At 69.4% G+C, this 19,921-nt stretch carries 14 protein-coding genes; 3 read left to right on the top strand and 11 right to left on the bottom strand.

Annotation, left to right across the window (positions count from 1 at the left end; genetic code table 11):
* Positions 1 to 185: 185 nt before the first annotated feature.
* The 10 genes from E1287_RS06305 to E1287_RS06255 form a co-directional block, all read right to left on the bottom strand.
* Positions 186 to 629: an SgcJ/EcaC family oxidoreductase gene (locus tag E1287_RS06305; RefSeq protein WP_131963878.1), complete on the bottom strand. Its 444-nt coding sequence runs from the start codon at positions 627 to 629 to the stop codon at positions 186 to 188.
* 83 nt (positions 630 to 712) lie between these two features.
* Entirely contained in the window at positions 713 to 1,708 is a 996-nt protein-coding gene (locus tag E1287_RS06300; RefSeq protein ID WP_207934046.1) for a sigma-70 family RNA polymerase sigma factor, read from the bottom strand.
* 361 nt (positions 1,709 to 2,069) lie between these two features.
* Positions 2,070 to 5,600 carry a CHAT domain-containing protein gene (locus tag E1287_RS06290; RefSeq protein ID WP_131963876.1) on the bottom strand — a complete coding sequence of 1,177 codons (3,531 nt, stop codon included), beginning with the start codon at positions 5,598 to 5,600 and terminating at the stop codon, positions 2,070 to 2,072.
* A gap of 30 nt (positions 5,601 to 5,630) precedes the next feature.
* The gene (locus tag E1287_RS06285; protein ID WP_131963875.1) at positions 5,631 to 6,611 is read right to left on the bottom strand and encodes a hypothetical protein; all 981 of its coding nucleotides are present in this window, start codon (positions 6,609 to 6,611) and stop codon (positions 5,631 to 5,633) included.
* Entirely contained in the window at positions 6,608 to 7,018 is a 411-nt protein-coding gene (locus tag E1287_RS06280; protein WP_131963874.1) for a hypothetical protein, read from the bottom strand. The genes E1287_RS06285 and E1287_RS06280 overlap by 4 nt, the downstream gene beginning before the upstream one ends.
* Before the next feature lie 206 nt (positions 7,019 to 7,224).
* Positions 7,225 to 7,530 carry a hypothetical protein gene (locus tag E1287_RS06275; RefSeq protein WP_131963873.1) on the bottom strand — a complete coding sequence of 102 codons (306 nt, stop codon included), beginning with the start codon at positions 7,528 to 7,530 and terminating at the stop codon, positions 7,225 to 7,227.
* A gap of 166 nt (positions 7,531 to 7,696) precedes the next feature.
* Positions 7,697 to 8,578, bottom strand: a complete 882-nt coding sequence (locus E1287_RS06270) for a carbon-nitrogen family hydrolase (protein WP_243718679.1) — start codon at positions 8,576 to 8,578, stop codon at positions 7,697 to 7,699.
* Between the two features lie 331 nt (positions 8,579 to 8,909).
* Positions 8,910 to 10,619 (bottom strand): putative Ig domain-containing protein, encoded by a 1,710-nt coding sequence (locus E1287_RS06265; RefSeq protein ID WP_131963872.1) that lies wholly within the window; start codon positions 10,617 to 10,619, stop codon positions 8,910 to 8,912.
* Between the two features lie 90 nt (positions 10,620 to 10,709).
* Positions 10,710 to 13,367 carry a LuxR family transcriptional regulator gene (locus E1287_RS06260; protein ID WP_131963871.1) on the bottom strand — a complete coding sequence of 886 codons (2,658 nt, stop codon included), beginning with the start codon at positions 13,365 to 13,367 and terminating at the stop codon, positions 10,710 to 10,712.
* A gap of 189 nt (positions 13,368 to 13,556) precedes the next feature.
* Positions 13,557 to 13,739 (bottom strand): hypothetical protein, encoded by a 183-nt coding sequence (locus tag E1287_RS06255; RefSeq protein WP_131963870.1) that lies wholly within the window; start codon positions 13,737 to 13,739, stop codon positions 13,557 to 13,559.
* A 695-nt stretch (positions 13,740 to 14,434) separates the two neighbouring features.
* On the opposite strand from E1287_RS06255, the gene E1287_RS06250 reads away from it, so the two are divergent.
* From E1287_RS06250 to E1287_RS06240, 3 genes are all read left to right on the top strand, one after another.
* Positions 14,435 to 17,020: a S8 family serine peptidase gene (locus E1287_RS06250; RefSeq protein ID WP_131963869.1), complete on the top strand. Its 2,586-nt coding sequence runs from the start codon at positions 14,435 to 14,437 to the stop codon at positions 17,018 to 17,020.
* A complete protein-coding gene (locus tag E1287_RS06245) occupies positions 16,953 to 17,276 on the top strand; it encodes a proprotein convertase P-domain-containing protein (RefSeq protein WP_131963868.1) in 324 nt (107 codons plus the stop codon). Before E1287_RS06250 ends, E1287_RS06245 begins: the two co-directional genes overlap by 68 nt.
* 502 nt (positions 17,277 to 17,778) lie before the next feature.
* Positions 17,779 to 18,111, top strand: a complete 333-nt coding sequence (locus E1287_RS06240) for a hypothetical protein (protein ID WP_131963867.1) — start codon at positions 17,779 to 17,781, stop codon at positions 18,109 to 18,111.
* A gap of 395 nt (positions 18,112 to 18,506) precedes the next feature.
* On the opposite strand, the gene E1287_RS06235 is transcribed toward E1287_RS06240, so the two are convergent.
* Positions 18,507 to 19,691, bottom strand: coding sequence for an FAD-dependent monooxygenase (locus E1287_RS06235; protein WP_131963866.1), 1,185 nt, complete (start codon positions 19,689 to 19,691; stop codon positions 18,507 to 18,509).
* Positions 19,692 to 19,921 lie beyond the last annotated feature (230 nt).

Raw genomic sequence — 19,921 nt, 5'->3', positions numbered from 1 at the left:
CTAGTATGGGTGCATGCTCGACGACCTGCTCGAGCGTTTCCTGTCCGAAGACGGCGGCCCGGCCGCCGAACATGTGGCCTCGACAGGCTCATCGACGAGCTGGAGGACGGGCTCGTCTCCCGCGAGTTCGGCTCGTCGGTCCCCGCATCAACCCGCGCGCTAGCGGCCCCCGTCCTCGCGCCGGCTCACCGAGCACCACCCGGCTCCCGCACCTGACCGGTAGCCGGCTGATCGGTGATGGGGAACGAATGGTGCTCGTGCGTGACGACCCACCGGCCGTCCTCGAATAGCAAGCCGAGTGTCAGACGCAGGCGGTTGGCCGGGTTGGCGGCCAGTTCTTCGGCGGTGCCGCAACGCAGCAGGGCGTGCGCGAACGCGACGTCGCCGCCGGCGGTGACGTCCAGCGACTCGATCTCGAACGAGGCGCCGTTCGCCTGCCATTCGAAGAACGGGGGCCAGGTCTCGCGGTAGGCCTCGATGCCGCGAACGCCCTCGAACGGCGGCGGCACGTCGAACATCACGATGTCCTTGGCGTGGTAGGCGAGCACCGCGTCCATGTCACCTGAGTGCACGGCCTCGGCCCAGCGCTCTATCAGGGTGCGGATCACGTCTTCGGCTGCTGCGGTCATCGGTTCGCGTCCTCTCGGGTCGAAGCTCTGTCACAGCTACAACTCGCGCCGGCTCGCGAAATCATCGCGGCGCGCCGAATTCGCTATCCAGCCAGCTCAGCCGGCAACCCGTACACCGGGAAGTCCGCGTCCAGGAACGAGATGACCTCGGCGACGAGCCCGTCCCGCAACATCAACGCGTCCAGCCCCGCCGGGACGTAGACGCCCTTGTCCCCGTTCCACATGTACGTACCGAACGCCAGCTGCCCGCCGGCCCGCGTCGGCAGGAAGCGCCACCGTTCGCGCATCGGCCCCTCCTCCAGGAAGCCGCGGATGCTGTCGTGTCCCTCGTACCAGACCGTCTGCGGCGGCATCGAGAACTTCGCGTCCGCCGTCAACATCGCCACCACGGCGTCGACGTCCCCGGCCTCCCAGGCCGCCGCGTACCGCTGGGCGAGGTCGCGCACGCTCGCCTCTCCGAGTGAGGCCAAGGTCTGACGCTGGGCGTCGTCGGGGAGCCGCCCGGCGACGACCTTGCGGGCACGCTGAAGAGAACTGTTGACCGCCGCGACCGACGTCTCCAGCAGGTCCGCGGCCTCGCCGGCGCCATAGCCGAGCACGTCGCGCAGGAGCAGCACGGCGCGCTGCGAGGCCGGCAGGTGCTGGAGGGCGGCGACGAAGGCGATCTCCACGCTCTCGCGCGCCACCGCCTGCTCCTCCGGGGTGAGCCGCGCCGTCCAGTTCATGAGCCGATCCGGATACGGCTCGAGCCAGACCGTCTCGGCCAGCGGCGCACGTTCGGGGCTCAGATCGACGGGCAGCTCACGCCGTCCACGCCGCTCGATCAGCGTCAACGAACGATTTGTCGCGATCTTGTAGAGCCACGGCCGCACCGACCCGCGATACTCGAACCGCTCAAGGCCGCGCCAGGCCCGGTCGAGCGTGTCCTGCACCACGTCTTCGGCATCGTGGACCGACCCCAGCATCCGGTAGCAGTGCACCTGCAGTTCCCCGAGGAACGGCGCCACCAGCCGTCCGAAGGCCGCCCCGTCGCCCTCGCGCGCCGCCACCAGCAGCTCCTCCGGTGTGCCGTCGTCCATGCAGCCGAACCTAACCCACGCTCCCGCGTTTTCCGGGAGGCGCCGGGCGCGGTGCCGGTCCGGCCGACGTCCGAGACCGGTGAGTCGATCCCGGAGGGCCGGTCGCGTGGCGTGCGGTTGCGGGACACCTTCAACCGTTTGCTGGGCTGCTTGTTCCACTGCCTCCAAACCGGCCGGCGCTACGACGAACGATCAGCTTTCGGTCCTCGCCTCACGGCAACAGCTCGACGCCCCTGACGAAATCGGATGTGAGAACCGGACCCTGGGCCCGTTCAGAGATGCGCTGGCGATCCGGCGGCCACCCCGCCCCTGCGTCCGTCTTGCACACTCAGAACCCTGGCGGTCCGTCATTCGTGTTCCTTTAAGCCCCGACATGCAGGTAGCCGCCCCATAGCGACGGGGCAGCGGGAAAGCGATCGCGCGCGGCACGCACCGCCTGGTGTAGAGCCCGTGCGGCATGTGTTGGGTCGATCTGTCCATCGTCGGTGCTCACACCTTCGTAGAAGGTGTCGGCGACGTCTGCGGAGAGGCTGTCGTCGATCTCCCAAAGGGTGCCGATCACGTGTGGGTAGCCGACGAGTTGGAAGGCGGTCGCCAGATGGACGGCCTCATCGACCAGGCTTGCAGCGGGATTGAGCGCCGTCGTGCAGGCTGACAGGTAGGCCAGGCGAACCTGATCGAGCTGAATCGATGCGAGCCTGGCGACCGTGAACGGGGCGACCCCGTGATCATGCAGGAGGAGTTGGCTCTGCGCAGGGTCGGTCTCGTCGATGGTGCCGTGGCATGCGAAGTGGGCAACGGGACAGCGGGGCAGATGGTCCAAGACTCGCTGCGTTGTGGGGCTGTCTTGGTCGCTACCGATAAGCGCCGTGGGCCGGCTGAACCGAGATTGGACCAGCGACGCCTCCCGCAGCGCATGGCGAAGCGGCTTGGCTCCAGGTGTGGTGGGCATGGCCACGACCAATGCCCGGTCGACCACAGCCGAAGTGCTGTCCTTGTCTCTGGCGTAGCCGAGCGTTCGTACGGTCGGGGTGTAGGAGGAGATCACACGATCCATGACAGCGCGCCGGCCGGCCCCAGGGCGTTCACGGTGATATCCGGCGGCATGGATCGGCAGCAGACTGAGCGGACCACACGGCACCCACCAAACTCGTGGCCACTCGGTGCCGTCCGCTGGAGTGGTCCGATAGCCGAGTTCGTCGAGAACGGGGCCGGTGATGCGGTCCCACAGCCGTTCGATGATCTCGACGATTGTGGTCTGGGCGGTCCTACGCCGGGCGGGCTGCTCGGGATCGCGCGCGGCGTCGAGAGCTTGTATCCAGGCATTGGCAAGGGCCGCCGCGTCGATGCCGGGAAGCTTGAGTGACCTGATGCCGTCCACCGTCAAAAGGAGCGCGTCGCTGCGGTACCGGCTGACGTTGATGACGGCGATCGGCCCATGTGCGGCGTGCCGGACGAGCTCGGACGGCTCGGGCGGACGCAAGAAGCTCTCAAATCCTTCAAGCGCGCGGATCTCGGTGACGGTGGCCGTGAAGGCGGCCGCGATCCGCCGCCTCTGGTCAACACCCCAATCCTGTGGCGAACCGGCGTCGCCCGTCATCAGGGGTACCGCCGTGGCGTCATCCGCGTCGAGCCGGTCGCGCAACTCGGTGAAGCGCGCGGCCAGAGTTGGATGGCGTGCCTGGAGGTCGGTGAAGTCACTACGAGTGTCGAGCGCTTGACTGAGCAGCACGCCGCGGCCCAGCTCAAGCTGCTGCAAAGCGTGGGTCGCGCGTTCTTCATCCGTACGGCGCAGGGTGGTGTCGGTAAGCGTGAGCGCGGCGGCATCGGCAGCCAAACTGGCGTACTCCCCGAGCGCACGTTGCCGATCGCTGCGGTGGAGGTGCCGAGCAGCTGTCTCGGGCAGCAGTTGCACCGCGGCGTCGAGTAACTTGGCGGCGTGGCCGGGATCGGAATCAGCGATCAAACCGGCCGCCGCCCAGCCGGCATCGATCCGCCACGAGGCCGGTGCTGAGACAATGCTCGCCGCCTCTGACCAGGCGGCCACTGCCTCATCCCGTTCCGCCGGCACGCCGGTACGCTCAAACCGGGAACGAAGGCGATCACCCAGTCGACTCAGATAGAGCGCGCGATCCGCGTCGTCTGCGGTGCTCTCGATCGCCTCACGGAGGAGCGCGGTGGACTCCTCAAGGTCCGTCTCGTCACCCGTCATCCTGAAATGGGCGCCCAGCGCACGACTCAGTTCGAACAGCACGATCGGCCGGCGGCTGTGGTCGGCCGGAATGATCGCGACCGCCTCACGCGCGGCGGCAACGGCCTCCTCACCATCTGCAGACTCCTCGAAGGCCACGAACCGAGGTCCCAGAGCCCGACTGAGGTGCAGAAGAGCGGCGGCTCGCTCGCCAATCGCAGTGTGGACCGCCAGGCGACAGGCGGTGACGGCCTCGTCGATGTCCTCGCGCGACTCGGTGCGGACGAAACGCTGTTGCAGGGCCGAGCCGAGGTTGAGGAGGACGTTGGTGCGCGCGGAGGAGTCAGCCGGAACTACGTTGGCGGCCTCACGCGCGACCACGATCGCCTGGTCGAGATCTGCCATGCCTCCGGTCGCCCCGAACCGACTTTGCAGGGCCCGGGCCAGGTTCGCCAACATGAGAGGCCGATCAGGGTGATCATCGTGAATGAGCGCGACGGCTTGTCGTCCGAGCGTGATGGCCTCGTCCAAGTCGGCCAGGTCCCCCGTGTGCTCACTGCGCATGTGGAGGGCGCCGGCCAAGGACGAAAGCATGCCGTGCCGGCGGGAATTATCTGGTCCGCCGACCTTCAGCGTCTCACGAAGGTAGGCGATCGCATCGTCCAGATCCGCCTCGCTGTGTGTGCGGAAAGCCCGCCTCTTCAAGGCTTCGCCAAGCACGAAGACCGCATCTGTGCGGTCGGCGTGATCGGCGGGGAGGACTCGGGCGGCGGCGCGGCACGCCGTGATGGCCTCGTTCACATCGGCCAGATTCCCCCTTCGTTCGAAGCGCGTCAGCAAAGCGCCACCGAGGAGTGAAAGCGCGGAGGCGTCATCGGGGTCGCCGGCCTCGCCCCTCTGTACCGCTTCGCGGGCGAGGACGATCGCCTCCTCCAGGTCCTCGTCGTCCCCGGTCATGCGGGCTCGTGTCATCAGAGCTGTGCCAAGGGCCATCCGAACCATGACCGTGGTTGCGTCCACGGCGTTCAGCGTGATCGCTTCACGCCCGGTCTCGATCGCCTCATCGAGGTCCGTCACCATTCCGTTCATGCTGAACCTCGCGGTCAGCGCGAGGCAGAGAACACTCAGCCGAAACGCCGTGTCGGTGTCGCCTACCTCGTCTTGCGCGGCCGCCTTACGGGCAATGGCCACCGATTCCTCAACATCCGTCGCCTGACCGTTGCGCAGGAACCGGAACCACAGAAGGAAACTGAGTCGTGTCAGCCGAGCGGCTCGGAACGGGTCATCTGCAGTCGTCGCGTCGACGATGCGCCGCCAGAGCGCGATGTCGTCCGACAACCGATGCAGCCGACCCAGGCTCACAAGGTCATCCAGCCGCGCTTCGGCAATCGGCACCACCGACTCGGCGAGCACAGGAAGCACGGCCTCGGGCAACGGTTCGACGCCATCGATAAAGCACGGCGTGAACATTTCCACGGCCGCGTCAAGCTCGTCGTCGTTGTGGGGCAGGGCGCAATGCCGATACCAGAACATCCAGCCGAGCAGGTGGCGGGCTTGAAGGTCGGCGTGATCGTCCTGAAGAATCCGCAGGAGCCGGCGCATTTCCTTCACGGCGCCCCGCTTCAGCGCCAGCGACGCCTTTCCGGTGGTCCTGATCCGCTCGACCCGCGCTTTGACCGCAGCTAGATCATGCTCTCGCATCGAACCCGCCTTCGCTCGTGGCCGCGCCGCTCAACGGCCCGCCGGCGGCCTGGGAGGCGGCAGGTGGGTCCGCAGATGACGGGTGAGGGCGCGGCCAAGATCGCGGTCGAGGGGCCGGATTGGCGGCGCTTCGAGGGGCTGGTCCGCGGGCACCGCGGAAACGATGCCCAACCGGACCGCCAGCGTCGTGGCGTGCATGCGGGTGGCGGCCTCCAGGAACCGGGCATAGGCATTCGTTGAGGTGCGGATACGGTGGCGGGCGGTGACCGCGATCACGATGGCGATGGGCGCCGCAGGCCACCACCAGACGGCCAGCGGCACGTAGAGCACGGCCCATGCGCCCAGCGTCGCGGCACGTGCGACATCCGCGCGGGCATCGTTCAGCTCGCGGCGCACCGCGTCCGGCAGGATCAACCACAGCTGTGGCCACACCGTGGCCAGGTCCAGGTGATGGTGCCGGTCCAGGCGGACGGCGACGGCGTGCACGCGGTCACCGCTCCAGGTGGGCCGGGCGGGGCGTTCCACCGCGATCCGATCCCGATCACGAGCGGCCTTGTGCCGTGCGGCCGGATCGGGCCGATCGGCCGGATCCGGAGCCCTCGCCCCCTGGTACTCGGCATGCCAGGCGGCGTGGGCGGCGTCCCAGCGCCGCTGCCGGGCATCGACCCATCGCCGGACGACGCCCTGCACGGGACGCGGCCATCGGCGCCACCCAGCGGCCAGCGACAACCGCTCGACCAGTACACCGAGAGCTTGGACGATCAAGCCCACCACAGCGGCCCCGGCCAGCACCGCGGCCAGCAGCACCACTTGCCCGCCGGCATTCGTCACGGAGGGCGATTTGGCGTGGCGGGTGATCTCATGGGCGAGCCGTCCCACGTCCAACGCGTGGCCGTGCCCGAGAGTGACGGCCGCCGCGGCGACCGCCAGGTACAGCGCCCCGGGAAGCACCAGCAGCGACAGCCAGCGCTCGGCGAGTTTCTTGCCGAGCTCGCCCAGCAGCCCGTTCATGGGTCGAGTGGTTCGCGCACCAGCACTACTCCACTGATCGAACAGCGCGGCGGGAACTCCGGCGCCTCAGCCTCATCCCGCCCCGTGCAGGCCTTCAGCGGGCACCGATACACGATCTCCAGGCTCTCCACTCCGTCGGCACCCATGACGCTCCTGAAACCGCCATATCCGAATACGCCCAGCACGTCCCCTCGGGCCTGGATCGCAAGGTGCACCGCGTTCAGCAACTCGGGCACATGCTCCCTCGATGGCCCCTGTCGATCGAGTTCCTGCCGACCTTGGAGCGCTGCCTTCAACTGCGACAACGGCGCCGTCTCGCTGGCCCCTTCATCATCGAGGAGGTCTCGGATCTCCTCAAAATTCGCGCAGACATACGCCAGCCCGGCTTCGACCTGTGATGACTCCATCCGAACCCCCGGCCGTGGTCAAACACGCAATTACAACCCGCTCCCGAAGAGCAGGCGTGACCATAAGTAACCATATCGTCGTGAACACCAAATCGATGGTGAAATAGACATCAAGGCCTACTCGGGTCAAGCATTAGCATGAATGTGGACGGCCCAGAAATCGGGACGGCGGGAAACTGGTCAGCAGAGCGCCGGCGTAGGTGACGTCATTGACGCTTGGAGCCAGGGTGGGGTTTCGAAGGGCCGCGTGGCGGTGGGAGAACGGGGTGTCGGGGGCGGAGATGGGCACCGCCGGGGGACGGAAGTGCCTCGGGTGCGTACCCGCGCAGTATCGGCTCGATCACGTCGGTGAGATAGCTGTAGGCCTGTCGGCGGATGCGCCGTCCACCGAAGCGGCGGTCGGCGGCCATGAGGGCGTTCAGCATCAGGCGGATCGCCTCGACTTCGCCGTCGCTTGGGCCTGGGATCGGCGACTGGTGCGGGCTGTCCTCGAACAGTTCTTCCTGGCTCATGCTCAGCGCCCGTGCATCGAGGGTCCGGTAACGCTCGGTGATCCGCCAGACCTGCCCACCCTCTCAACGCTCCACACCGGGTGACGCTGCGCTCGGACCGGCACCGTCCGGTTGCTCCGGGGCTACGTGGGGGATGGTGCCAACGATTTGGCCGGAACGCGTCACCTCATCGCTGCGGACGCGGTCGCGGCGTACCGCGTCCCGGCGGTCTCGACCGTCCGGATCGGCGGTCGCGTAGGACGGGGAACTCCTCGCGGATCCGCGCCACCACGCCCGGGTCGATGTCGCAGCGCAGGATCTCCTCGGCGGCGCCCGCCTCCGCCAGGACCGTCCCCCACGGGTCGACCACGCGGGACGCGCCGGCCAGTGTCACGCCTTCGTGCGTGCCGGCGGCGTTGCAGGCCAGGATCAGCATCTGCTGCTCGACCGCGCGGGCGGCGGTGAGCAGCCGCCAGTGCGCGCGGACCCGTGCCGACCATGCGGCCGGGACCGCCACCGCCTCGGCGCCGGCGTCTGTCAGCGCCCGCCAGATCTCCGGGAACCGCAGGTCGTAGCAGGTGAGGGTGCCGGTCGTCCCGAGCGGGGAGGTGACGGTGGCGACCGTGTCGCCGGAGGTGAGCAGCTCGGCCTCGCGGGACCGGTATCCGAACAGGTGGATCTTCCGGTAGGTGTGGACGATGGTCCCGGAGGGGTCGACGAGCACGGCGGTGTTGTGCAGGCGTCCTGCGGGTGCCTGTTCCAGGATGCTGCCCAGGTGCAGGAAGCAGCCCAGCTCGCGGGCCCACTCCCGGGCGGCGGCGACGGTGTCGCCGTGCAGCGGCTCGGCCAGCTCGGCGTACCGGTCGAAGGCGAAGTAGCCGGGAAGCCACAGTTCGGGCAGCAGCACCAGGTCGGCGCCGCGGGCGTCCGCCACCATCCGCCCGACCCGCTCCCTGCGCCGCGCGGGCGGCTCCGCCGCGGGGCTCGCGACCTGGACGAGCGCGACGCGCGTCATCGCCCGCCGTGGATCGCGGGCCCGTACGACGGCCTCGATCCCGGGGTCCGCCACCACCTGCGCACCTCTTTCCTCTTTCCACGCCCGCGCCCCAGGGAAGGCGGACCCTGGGGCAAGGGAGCAAGGGGGACGAACCCGCTGATGTTGACCGTGCCGCCGGGCGGACCCTCACAGGCGCGGATCATGGCGAATGCCACCAGGAGGGCTACCAACGCCAGGGTGAGTCCTATGACGAGGGCGATGTCGATAAGTCGGGCTGCGGCTCGGTGCCGGGTAGCGGACGCTGGCGGGAGATGGTGGAGCCGACTGCCGGAGGTCCGCTGATAGGGGCCGGGGACGGGCAGCGGTCCCGTCCCCGGCCGTCATCGGTGTGGCGCCTCTGCGATCACCACGAGTTCCAGACCGTCACAGGGAACGTGGCGGAGCCCGTCTTGCCCGCCTGGTCGGTGACGGTCGCGGTGACGCGGTACATCCCCCACCTGTTCGGGGTTCCGGAGATCCGGCCGGTCGCGGCGTCGATCGTCAGGCCTGCGGGCAGGCCGGTCGCCTTCCAGCGGTACGGTGCGGCGCCGTCCGTGGCCTTCATCTGCAACTGGAACGCGCGGCCCACGTAGGCGGTCTGCGACTCGGGAACGGTCACGGCCGGTGTCCCGCCGGTCGCGGCGATCGTCCAGGTGAAGGAGGCGGAGCCGGTCTTGCCCTGGGCGTCGGTGGCGGTGACGGTCACCCGGGTCGATCCGGCCGTGGTGGGGGTACCGGTGATCGTTCCGGTGGAGGCGTCGATGGCGAGGCCGGCGGGCAGGCCGGCGGCCGTCCAGGTGTAGGGGGCCGTCCCGCCCGAGACGCTGTGGTCCAGCCGGACGGCGGTGCCGACCTGGCCGGACTGGTCGCCGGGCGCTGTCACGGTGAGGTCGCCGGGCTGCGCGTCGTCGGTGACCAGGGTCAGGCCCCACTTGGCCGCGGCCTCGCGCACCGGTTGCCCGATCGTCGTCGGACCGGTCTGCCCGCAGCCGTTCCCGCCGCCGGAATGGAGCCCGATGGCATTGGCGCCGCTCTTGGGCCCGGTGATGTAGGAGCCCCCCGAGTCGCCGGCGCCCGAGCAGGCGTTGGTCACGAACAGGCCCTCGATGATCACGTTGCCGTAGTCGATGGTCTGGTTGACCTTGGTGACGGTGCCGCAGCGGAACTTGGTGTTGCCACCGGAGTGGCAGACCGACATGCCGACGATCGGTTCTGCCGATCCGGTGACGGTGACGTCGCCCTGGCCCCATCCGGACACGGTCGCCGTCAGCCGCCAGGCGGTCTGGGTGACCGCGACCACGCCGAAGTCGCCTTCGCGCGCGTTGACACTGCGGTTCCCGCCGACGTTGGAGGTGCCGAGCCGCGTGCCGTCCTTGCCGTAGGCGGGCTGATCGGCATCGTTGGTGCAGTGGCCCGCGGTCAGCACGTGGCGTGACCCGCCCGAGCCGGTGGCCGAGAAGCCGATCGAGCACGACCCCTCCGAGCCTGGCTTCCAGTACTCGCCGCCGACCACGTCACCGCCCTGCTGGCGGAACCCCGCGTCCGACCGGACGATCGCGACCGAGGGCGACAGCGCGCGGAGCCGGGCCTGGAACGACGGTGCGAGGGCGGAGGTCACCAGGACGACCACGCGGTCGCCGACCGGGTCGGCTCCCCAGCTCGTGACGCCGGGGACACCGTCGCCGACCAGCCGCGACACCGAGGCCGCCGTCCGGGCGAGCACCGCCGGGCCGTGGGTCACGGGCCGGGGCTCGGCGCCCAGCGCACGGACATTGCCCATGTTCGCCTTATCGGTGACGGGCACGACCAGGGTGCCCTTCTCCGGGTCGAACCACATGCCGGCGGCGCCGACGGCCGGCCGCAGGGCCTGCGCGGCCTGCCGGGCCCGTGCCTCGTCCGACCAGCGGTGCCGTACCTGGTCGGCCGACAGCCCGAGGTCACGCCGCATCGCCTGCAGGACCGGGTCGGAGTCCGTGGGGCCCGTTCGCGCGTGCGCCGCCGCCCCGGGGAGCGCGGCGCACGCCATCGCGGCCGCCATGCCCGCCGAAAACAGCAGACCTGTGTACCTGTTCATCGATTGCGCCTTTCGGGGGTTGGGGGATGCCAGAACGGTAGGGAGCCGGCATCCGCCCCAAAAGCGAGGAACCCCTTGCTCCGTGCGAAGTCAGCGAAGCAGGGTGGCCAGCTGTGTGCGGGAGCGGACGCCGCGCTTGCGGTAGATCCGCGTCAGCCTCGCCTCGACCGTCTTGACGCTCACCGACAACGCCACGGCGATCTCCCGGTTGCTGGCGCCCGCCGCGACCAGCTCGGCCACCCGTTCCTCGCTCGCGGTCAGCTCGGCCGCGTGGCCGGCCTTGAGCGCGACCGGGTCGAGCCGGGCGGCGGCCTGCCCGGTAAGCCGGAGCCAGGGCCAGGCCCGCGCCGCGCTGAACACCTCACCCGCGCGCGCCACCAGCACACGCGCCTCGGCCCGGCGGCGCCGCCGGCGCGTAACGCTGGCCAAAGACAGCAGCACCCGCCCCTGTTCCAACGGCAGGCCGAGCTCACCGAACCGCCGTGCCGAACACGCCAGCGCCTCGGCCGCCTCGGACAGATCACCGCCGTCGGCGGCCATGACCTCCCCCTGTGCGTGGTCAAGCGCGGCCACGACACCCATCCGGCCCAATTGCTCAGCGGTGGGCCGGACCTCCGCCAGCAGCCGGCGTGCCTGGCCGGGACGTCCGGTCAGGGCCAGCGCGATCGCCAGATCACCGTGCCAGCGAAGCTGCGAGGGGTCGACGACACCGGCCATCCGCTCCAGGTCGCCCACCCGGCCGAGCGCCCGGACGGCCTCCGCCGGATCGCCGCGGACCAGGTCGACCACCCCCAGCACATGCAGGCAACGAGCGAGGAAGATCACGTCGTGCTCCTCCTCGGAGGCGGCGGCGCCGTGCTCCGCATACGCCCGCGCACGGCCGAAGTCACCACCCGCCGCCTCCGTCAAGGCCATGCTGTACCAGGCCGGTCCCGCGGACAGCCCCGCCGTCTTGGTCAGCTCCATCGCACGCGCCGCATACGACGACGCCTGCACGCAGGCGCCCGACCGGACCTCGGCCTCGGCGAGACCGCGCAGCACGTCGGTCAGGTCCTCGGCGTCGCCGGACCGTTCGGCCGCGGGCAGCAGGTCGAGCAGCATCGTGCGGGCGTCGTCGAGCCGGTCGTCGAACAGCGCGTGCCGGGCCGCGAGGAACCTGGCCGAGTCGTTCATTGGGGCCTGACCGCCGGGCGCCAGGATCAGCGCGTCCGCCAGCGAGCGTTCCGCGTCCGGATGGCCGATGATCCGCTCGACCCGGGCGCGCATCGTCAGCGCCGCCGCGAGAAGCGCGCGGTCGCCGGCGGCGGTCGCCAGATCGCACGCCCGGTCGGCCTCGTCCCTGGCCCGGGCGGGATTGGCCTCGGTCAGGTTGGCGCGCACCGCCAGGCGAATGCGGACCTCGGCCTGCAAGGCCGGATTGCCACCGGCGTCGGCCAGAGCCCGCGCGAAGGTGTCGTCATGGCCGTGCAGCGACTGCCCTGCCGTCCGGATGACCGCCAGCCGGGCCCGGGTGCGTTCGGCGGGGGTGCCCATCTCCTCCAGGAGCGCCTCGCCCCGCTGGACCAGATCGGCACGCCCGGCAGCCGCCGCGTCGGCCGTCGCCTCGGCCACCACGCCGCTCGCCCGGCCCGGAGCGCGTTCGGCCGCTAGCAGCCCCAGCTCGGCGGCGCCCGCACGATCACCCGCCGCACGCGCGACCACGGCCGCCGCCGCCAGCTCGTGGGCCAGACCGGCGTCCGGTCCCGGATCGGCCAGCGCGCGATGGCGAAGACGATCGGCGGGATCCTCGGACGCCTCGGCCAGCGCCCGGTGCACCGTCGCCCGGCGGCTCCCGCCCTCTTCCTCGATCACCGTGTCGGCGATGGCCGTCCCGGCGAACCTCACTGTGGCGTCTCTTGCGGCTGTCCCCCTCATCTCGTCCAGAGTGACCAGACCCGCCGCCACCGCAGGCTGCAGCTCGACGTCGGCGTCCGGCCATCCCGCCCGGCACAGCAGCGAGAACGTCGGCCGCCGCGCCAGCGCTACCGGCAGCAGCACATCGCGGGTCGCGGCGGGCAGTTCCACGAGCCGTGCGGCAATGAGACGCCTGACCGGACGCGGATCGGTCCCGGCCGCCAGAGCCCTGCCGATCTCCAGCGCCCATCCCGCGAATCCACCGCTCGCCGCGTGCACCCGCCCGGCCAGGTGGCAGGCGATGCCGTGCTCGCTCAGCAGCGACGCCACCTCCTGGCCCGACAGCGGCGGCACCGGCACCACCGTCCACGCTCCACCGAGCCGTTCGGTCACCGACAATCCCGGTGACGTGCGCTCGGCGATCAGGCACCCCACCCGCCCGCCACAGCGCCGAAGCGCGTGCGTCAACGCCCCAACGCTGGCCGGATCCGTCCAGTGGGCGTCGTCGATCACCAGCAGTCCGCCGGATCCAGCGAGCACCTCGGCGAGCGCGAACCGCACCGCCAGCGGGTCGGCCTCGCCTGGCTCTCGCCGCAACAGCGCCCCCACCGCCTCCCGCTGCGGCCCGGCCAGCGTGCCGATCAGCCGCGCGGGCACAACGTCGATAATCTCCGCGACGACCGCAAATTCAAGCGCATCGCTGCCAGTGCCCACCCGGATCACCGGCCCCGGCCGGTCCCGGACCAGACAGTCCAGCAACGTGCTCTTGCCGACTCCCGCCGGGCCGCGGAGCACGACGCGCTCACCCGCCGCCAGCGCCCCGGCGGCGGCTGTCAACCCGGCGCGCACCACCATGCCACGTGATCGTAGGCAGTGAGCCCCTGCGCCGACAGAGGGAAAACCCTCGCCACCGCACCGACGCCCTACTACGGGCCCCGGATCCTCTTCCTTGCAGGCGCCGTTACCAACTACTGGCGACTCACCAGACCTCCCACGCGAGACACCCTCTTACTACGAGTCATTGCGACAGCGATGTTGACGCAGCTACAAGCCGACTGCTGATGGCCATCTCCGGTGCGCTTGAACAGGAGATGGAGTGTCCGCGACGACGCCGGAGCCTTGGTGTTCTTCCCATTCCTCGGGTTCTTCTTCGGGGTCGGCGTGCCGCCGCTGGTACGCCGCGCACAGCACGGTGAGAATGGCCGCGAACACGCTGATGGTGGCCATGGCGACGACCCCTGGTGGGGAGTGGTGCTCGCCTGGTTCCAGGGTGTCCGCATGGCCCGTACGGGTTCAGATGCGGGCAGTTAGGCGGCGCTGTGGCTGACCCGCTGGGTGCCGGCGCACAGTCGGACGGGCATCAGCCGCCGCGTCGCTGGGGACGGCCGCGACGAGTGTGCCGCTGGCGGTGTCGAACCAGTATCCGGCCTGGTCGCCCTGGAGGTCATTCGCAGGCTCGTGGCCGTCCGGGGCGGTGGCTTCGTCCGTGAGAGGTTCGCGCACTGTGCGGCGCCCAAACTCAGATCGCGTTATGGCCTTCAGCAGCGGGGTCGGATGGTTCGGGGCTCGGCCTGCGCGGGGGTGGTGGACAGGACGCTGGCGGCGGTGAATGCGCTCCAGCGGACGAGATGTGGGAAATGCTGCACAGACCTGACCTTTCTGCCGGCTGTCCCGTGGCGAAAGCAGGGAGGGCGCCGTGCAGGGGGAATTCAGAGAACTGCTGCGTGGCGTGACCCGGCGGCCGAGGAAATAGGGGAATCCCTTGTTATTCATCAACGACTGTTCTGCAACGACAGGGAAATTCCCGGTGCTGGTGAGACGAGGGCTTTCCCGGATGCGGCTTGGGTCTGCGATTCCTACCCTTTGGGATGTCTCCGTCCTGCGCGTGCATCCTTGCCGCGCTTTAGAAATGGAGGACCCCCGTGAACGCTCCCAGGAGACGTATCTCTTCATCGGCGGTCGCGGCGCTCGCCGCGGTCGTGGTCGCGGCGCTGTTGCCCGGCGTCGGCTCGGCCGCCGAACCGGAAGGCAGGGTGATCGCGGCCCGCACACCCATCCCGGGCAGCTACCTGGTCAAGCTCAAGGACTCGCGTTCAGTGGGCCAGACCGCCTCTGACCTCACGCGAGCCCACGGCGGCCAGCTCAAGTCCGTCTACACCGCCGCCGGCAACGGGTTCCTGGTGCGCGGGCTGGACGAGGCCAAGGCACGCCGACTGGCCGGCCACGCCGCGGTGGCGGCCGTGTACCAGGAGGGCACGGCCCGGCTGGCTCAGGACGACGCCACCTGGGGCCTTGACCGGATCGACCAGAAGAACCTGCCGCTGGACAAAAAGTACAACCCACCCAACACCGCGTCCCTGGCCACCGCCTATGTGATGGACGGGGGCATTCGCAAGACCCACACCGAGTTCGGGGGCCGCGCCAGCGTCGGCGGGGACTTCACCGACAGCAAGCCGGGCGATGGCAGTGACTGCAACGGGCACGGCACCCATGTCGCGGGCACCGTGGGCGGCAAGGTCTACGGGGTCGCCAAACAGGTCAAGGTCGTGGCCCTGCGGACCTTCGGCTGCGGTTCGACCGCCCCGGACTCCTGGGCCATGGACGCGCTGGAGTGGCTCGGACGCAACGGCGTCAAGCCCGCGGTGGTGAACATGAGCCTGATCTTCGACACCGCCGACTTCGCCGCCGACATGATCCGGAACCTGACCGGCCAGGGGCTGGTGTTCGTGGCGGCCGCGGGCAACAGCAACGCCGACGCCTGCGGCTACGGCCCCGCCAAGCTGCCCGAGGTGATCACGGTCGGCAACACCGAGCGCGACGACCGCCGCAACTCGATGTCCAACTACGGCAGATGCGTCGATGTGTTCGCCCCCGGCACCTACATCGACGCTGCCTCGCACAGCAGCGATACCGGCATCACCCAAAAGACCGGCACCTCGATGGCCGCTCCGCACGTCGCGGGCGCGGTGGCGGTTTGGCTGCACGCCAACCCCGGCGCGACCGCCAAGCAGGCCCACGACGCGATCGTCAACGCCGCGACCCAGGGCGTGGTGAAGAACCCCGGCACCAGATCACCGAACAAGCTGCTGAACGTCCAGTTCGGCCCAGGTGACCCCGGTCCCGGCGGTCCCGCGGCCAAGTTCACCGCCAGCTGCGCCATCACGGCTCCGTCTTGTGCGTTCGACGCGTCCGTCTCCACCGGGGCGACGTCCTACCGCTGGGACTTCGGCGACGGCGGCACCGGCGACGGCGTGAAGTACAAGCACAATTACGCCAAGGCCGGCGCCTACAAGGTCAAGCTGACCGTCACCGACAGCGCGGGCAACAGCAACTCCACCGAGCAGGAAGTCACCGCGGGCAAGCCGGGCGGCGACCCCAACCTGGCGCCGACCGCGAGCTTCAGCGCGCAGTGCTGGTCGGGCCAGTGCACCTTCGACGCAGGTGGCTCCAAGGACCCCGACGGCGCCATCGCGTCCTACCAGTGGGACTTCGGTGACGGCGGCACCGGCGGCGACAAGGTCGCCAAGCATCCCTACCCGAACAAGACCGCCGACTACATCAGCAAGCTCACCGTCACCGACACCGGCGGCCTGAGCGCCGTGACCCAGCGCAAGATCGTCTGCTGGTCGGGCCTCTCCTCGCCCATGTGCTTCGCCGACAGCGCCGCATCACCGTCGGCCGAACCCTTCGTCCGGGGCGGCACCGACACCACCACCGCCGAGTACCCGTGGGCGGTTGCGATTTTGCGCCCCGGCAGCCCCCATCCGCAGAAGCTGAACTGCGGCGGCGCGCTGGTCCGCCCCAACAAGGTCATCACCGCCGCGCACTGCGTGGACAACAGCGCCGACAACTGGCAGTCCAAAACCATCGTGTTCGGCCGCGATGACCTGAAGGACGCCTCCCAGGGCACCACCGCCAAACCGATCAAGCGGTGGATCGAACCCGGCTACACACCGGGCAAGCTCGACGGCAGCGACGTCGCCGTCCTGACACTGGACAAAAACCTTGGCACCCAGACCCTGAAAGTCGCCCTGGGCAAGGACAACGGCGTAATCGACAAACCCGGCACCGACACCACCATGCTCACCTACGGCAACACCGACGGCGGCACGGGGTACCAGTCACATCTGCAAAAGGCCAAGTTCCCCATTATCGACGGCAAGACCTGCAAGGACGTCGGCTTCACCTTCAACCCGCAAAACCAGCTCTGCCACGGCCCGCATAAGGGCGAGGTCGGCAGCTGCCGAGGCGACAGCGGCTCGCCCTATATTGCCGGAACCTCGATCGGGCACCTACACGCTCGTCGGCATCCACTCATCCGGCGACTCCCAATGCCAGGGGCCCGGCATCTCCACCAGAATCACCAAGTACTCCGACGCGATCCTCGCCGAACTCGGCCCCGAGACCCCCGGCGGCAGGGAATTCACCAACGACACCGACATGACCGTCCCCGATCTAGACCAGAAGGGAGTCACCAGCACGATCGAGGTCAGCGGACAAAGCGGTAACGCCCCCGCCACCCTCAAAGCGGCGGTGTCGGTGAAACACACCTACCGCGGTGATCTCCACATCGACCTGATCGCTCCCAGCGGCAAGCACTATCCCCTGCGCCCCGCCAACGGCGGCGACAGCGCGGCGAATCTGGCCGAAACCTACACCGTCAACGCCTCAGGCGAACCAGCCAACGGCCCCTGGAAGCTCCTTGTCCGGGACATCTTCCACCGGGACCAAGGCACACTCGACTCCTGGAAACTGACCTTCTAAACCCCCAGGGGCAGTGACCCATGGCCGTCCTCCAGACGGCCTGGAGCCGAACAATGGAATCCCGTCTGAGTTTATGATCAGGCGGGATTCCGTCGTTCTGCGTTGCGGCAGCCAAGACACAGCCCGCGAGAACCGTCAACAGCGCCGGACAATTGCGAAAACGCGGGGAACACCGGTTGTCTCGCATGCCAGCAGGATCTGGCCCCCGGACGCCGGTTCCCGCGCCCTTCGGACCCGCACACCGCGCGTCGCCGAACGTGTGATCGTCGACCACGCGGGTGCGGGAGCCGGCCGAAGCGGGCGATCCGCGATCTTGAAGTCCTGCTCGCTACTGCGGCGGCCACTCTCAGCCAAGACTAAACACTTCGCACCTGACGGTTCTGAGTGCGTGTTTGAGAAGTTGACCCGATGAGCCTTCGGGACCACGTTGGGCTCAGGGAGCGCCTGTCGGAGTGGTAAGGCCCGATGACGTGGAGCCGCCCGAGAGTGGGACGATCGGATCATGGCGACGTACCTGACGCTCCGGTCCTTGACGATCTTGTCGGATAACGAAGTGGCCATGGTGTTCATCGATTCCGCAGGCGAGGAGATGACCTACCGCTTCACCTCGACGGATACGGACCAGATCAAAGTGATCAACGGAGAGGACTCATTCTCCAGCCAGTACAGACAGGTCCCCGGTCCGGCGACGCCGATGTGGCCGGAACGCCTTGCCTCCCAGGCTCTTCAGGCATATCAGGATCCGCTTCCGGCCGGGGAGACACTCGAACGGCTGCGCACGGAATGCCATGAAGAATTGCACAGGCGCTGGCATTCGGGCGGACGCAGGCCCTGACCGACGGCCGGTCGTCCACCCCCCCAAGCAGCGGGGCATGCATGAGGCCGATGGCGGCCACCGGATCATACTTCGCTGGTGGCGGTATTGCGTTCGTAGTCGCGAGCCAGCCGCCGGTGTGCGGTGAGCCACGGCATCCGCGACGGCGCGACCCGCGTCGATGGCTGCGGCGGCTCCTGCCTACGCATCTGACCTGCCAACCTACGCCGCCCTGAACGGCTGGAGCGCCGTCGTGTAGCGTTTCCAGTTCCCGCCCGGGCCATCCCCGAGGCGACCGGACTGCGCACCCACCGAAACCAGCACTCGTGCTCTCCTGTGTCGGGAGGAGGTGGCAGGGCAGGGCCGCGTCGGGCCGTGCGGAAGTGACCGTAGGGGCGGCGCCCGGCGGTCTCGTGTCAGTACCTTTTGATCGTGTACGAGCTGACGACCTCGGTGAACTCCTCCACCCCTATTTCCGCCAGCGCCTCGGCCGCTGCCTCCTCTCCCTGGGTCTCGGCCGCGAGCTGCGCTCGCCGCGCCCTCATGTTCTCGACCGCGATTCGCTGGTTCGCGCCGACGTAGCCGCGCAGCTCCTCCTCGTAGGCGGCGAAGGCCCGGACATGGTCGCCGTCGGCCGCCTTCAGCTCGCCCGCCAGGACGTAGGCGCCGACCATGGCCATGCTCGTTCCCTGCCCGGACAGCGGGGACCCGCAGTAGCCCGCGTCCCCCAGCAGCGCCACCCGGCCGCTCGACCAGGCGTCGAGACGGACCTGCGCCGCCGAGTCGAAGTGGAAGTCTGGAGCCGCCCACATCAGCTCCAGCAGCTTTGGCATCACCCAGCTGTCCCCTTCCAGCTCGCGGGCCACGAGCTTCTTCTGCGCCTCGATGTCTCGGTGGTCGTACTCCAGTGGTCCCGCCGGATCGAACATCAGGTAGGCGCGGGCTTCGGTACCGTTCCGCACGCTCATCACCATGCCGCCGCGCAGGCCGCCGCCCGGCATCTGGTGCATCACCTGCCAGCCGTCCAGCCCGAGGAAGTTCGGGACGCTGAAGACGGCCATGCAGGTCCCGAGCTCTTGCAGCTCCGTCGGCCCGAACGCCAGCCGGCGCGTGGTGGAATGCAGCCCGTCTGCCCCGATCACGAGCCCGAAAGACCGCTCCAGGCCGCTGTCGAACCGCACCCGGACCCCGTCCGCGTCCTGCTCCAGCGCCATGATCGAGTCATCGAAGAGGTACTCGATCCGCTCCCCGCCCGCCGCCGCGATGATCTGCGCCAGATCGTCTCGGAGGATCTCCACGTCCGGGCTCGCCAGGTCACCGCCGCTGACGGTCCGCTCCTGCGACCGGTAGACCTCCTCACCCGCCGCGTCCACCACCGACATCCCGCGCATGCCGGTGCTCTTGGCGCGTATCGCGTCCAGAACGCCCATCCGCTCGGCCACGTCCAGCGCGGGCCCCCGAACGTCGATCGCCTGTCCGCCGGGCCTGATGCCGTTCCAGCGCTCGACGACGGTCACGTCGAAGCCGTACCGGTCGAGCCAGTACGCCAGAGCGGGCCCGCCGATCCCGGCGCCGGAGATGAGAATGCTCGTGTTCGTCATGCCCCGAGACTCGCCGCCCCCGCTGACCGGCCACTGACCACCCGCTGACGGCCTCACCGCCCGCCCGTCAGCACAACGGCAACGAGACACACCTGCGTACCCTCACCCGCTCTGTGCAGGAGCCCACTGGACGGCGATCTCGTCGAGCAACACGACCCTGCGCCGGAAACAGCCAGCCCCCGCGCCCGGCCCTCCCAGGCATGGCGTATCGGCGGTCCACCACACCCGCC

This window comes from Actinomadura sp. KC06, assembly GCF_004348735.1.
Classification (GTDB): domain Bacteria; phylum Actinomycetota; class Actinomycetes; order Streptosporangiales; family Streptosporangiaceae; genus Spirillospora.
The sequence above is the reverse complement of the archived record's forward strand: the minus strand, read 5'-3'. Positions and strand labels throughout refer to the sequence as shown.

Excerpts from the sequence above, each read along its gene's own strand:
- E1287_RS06260 (WP_131963871.1), bottom strand. The coding sequence starts at position 13,367 with ATGGTGGTGCGCGCCGGGTTGACAGCCGCCGCCGGGGCGCTGGCGGCG.
- E1287_RS06305 (WP_131963878.1), bottom strand. The coding sequence starts at position 629 with ATGACCGCAGCAGCCGAAGACGTGATCCGCACCCTGATAGAGCGCTGG.
- E1287_RS06240 (WP_131963867.1), top strand. The coding sequence starts at position 17,779 with ATGGCGACGTACCTGACGCTCCGGTCCTTGACGATCTTGTCGGATAAC.
- E1287_RS06255 (WP_131963870.1), bottom strand. The coding sequence starts at position 13,739 with ATGGCCACCATCAGCGTGTTCGCGGCCATTCTCACCGTGCTGTGCGCG.
- E1287_RS06245 (WP_131963868.1), top strand. The coding sequence starts at position 16,953 with ATGACCGTCCCCGATCTAGACCAGAAGGGAGTCACCAGCACGATCGAG.
- E1287_RS06280 (WP_131963874.1), bottom strand. The coding sequence starts at position 7,018 with ATGGAGTCATCACAGGTCGAAGCCGGGCTGGCGTATGTCTGCGCGAAT.
- E1287_RS06285 (WP_131963875.1), bottom strand. The coding sequence starts at position 6,611 with ATGAACGGGCTGCTGGGCGAGCTCGGCAAGAAACTCGCCGAGCGCTGG.
- E1287_RS06235 (WP_131963866.1), bottom strand. The coding sequence starts at position 19,691 with ATGACGAACACGAGCATTCTCATCTCCGGCGCCGGGATCGGCGGGCCC.
- E1287_RS06290 (WP_131963876.1), bottom strand. The coding sequence starts at position 5,600 with ATGCGAGAGCATGATCTAGCTGCGGTCAAAGCGCGGGTCGAGCGGATC.
- E1287_RS06275 (WP_131963873.1), bottom strand. The coding sequence starts at position 7,530 with ATGAGCCAGGAAGAACTGTTCGAGGACAGCCCGCACCAGTCGCCGATC.
- E1287_RS06300 (WP_207934046.1), bottom strand. The coding sequence starts at position 1,708 with ATGGACGACGGCACACCGGAGGAGCTGCTGGTGGCGGCGCGCGAGGGC.
- E1287_RS06265 (WP_131963872.1), bottom strand. The coding sequence starts at position 10,619 with ATGAACAGGTACACAGGTCTGCTGTTTTCGGCGGGCATGGCGGCCGCG.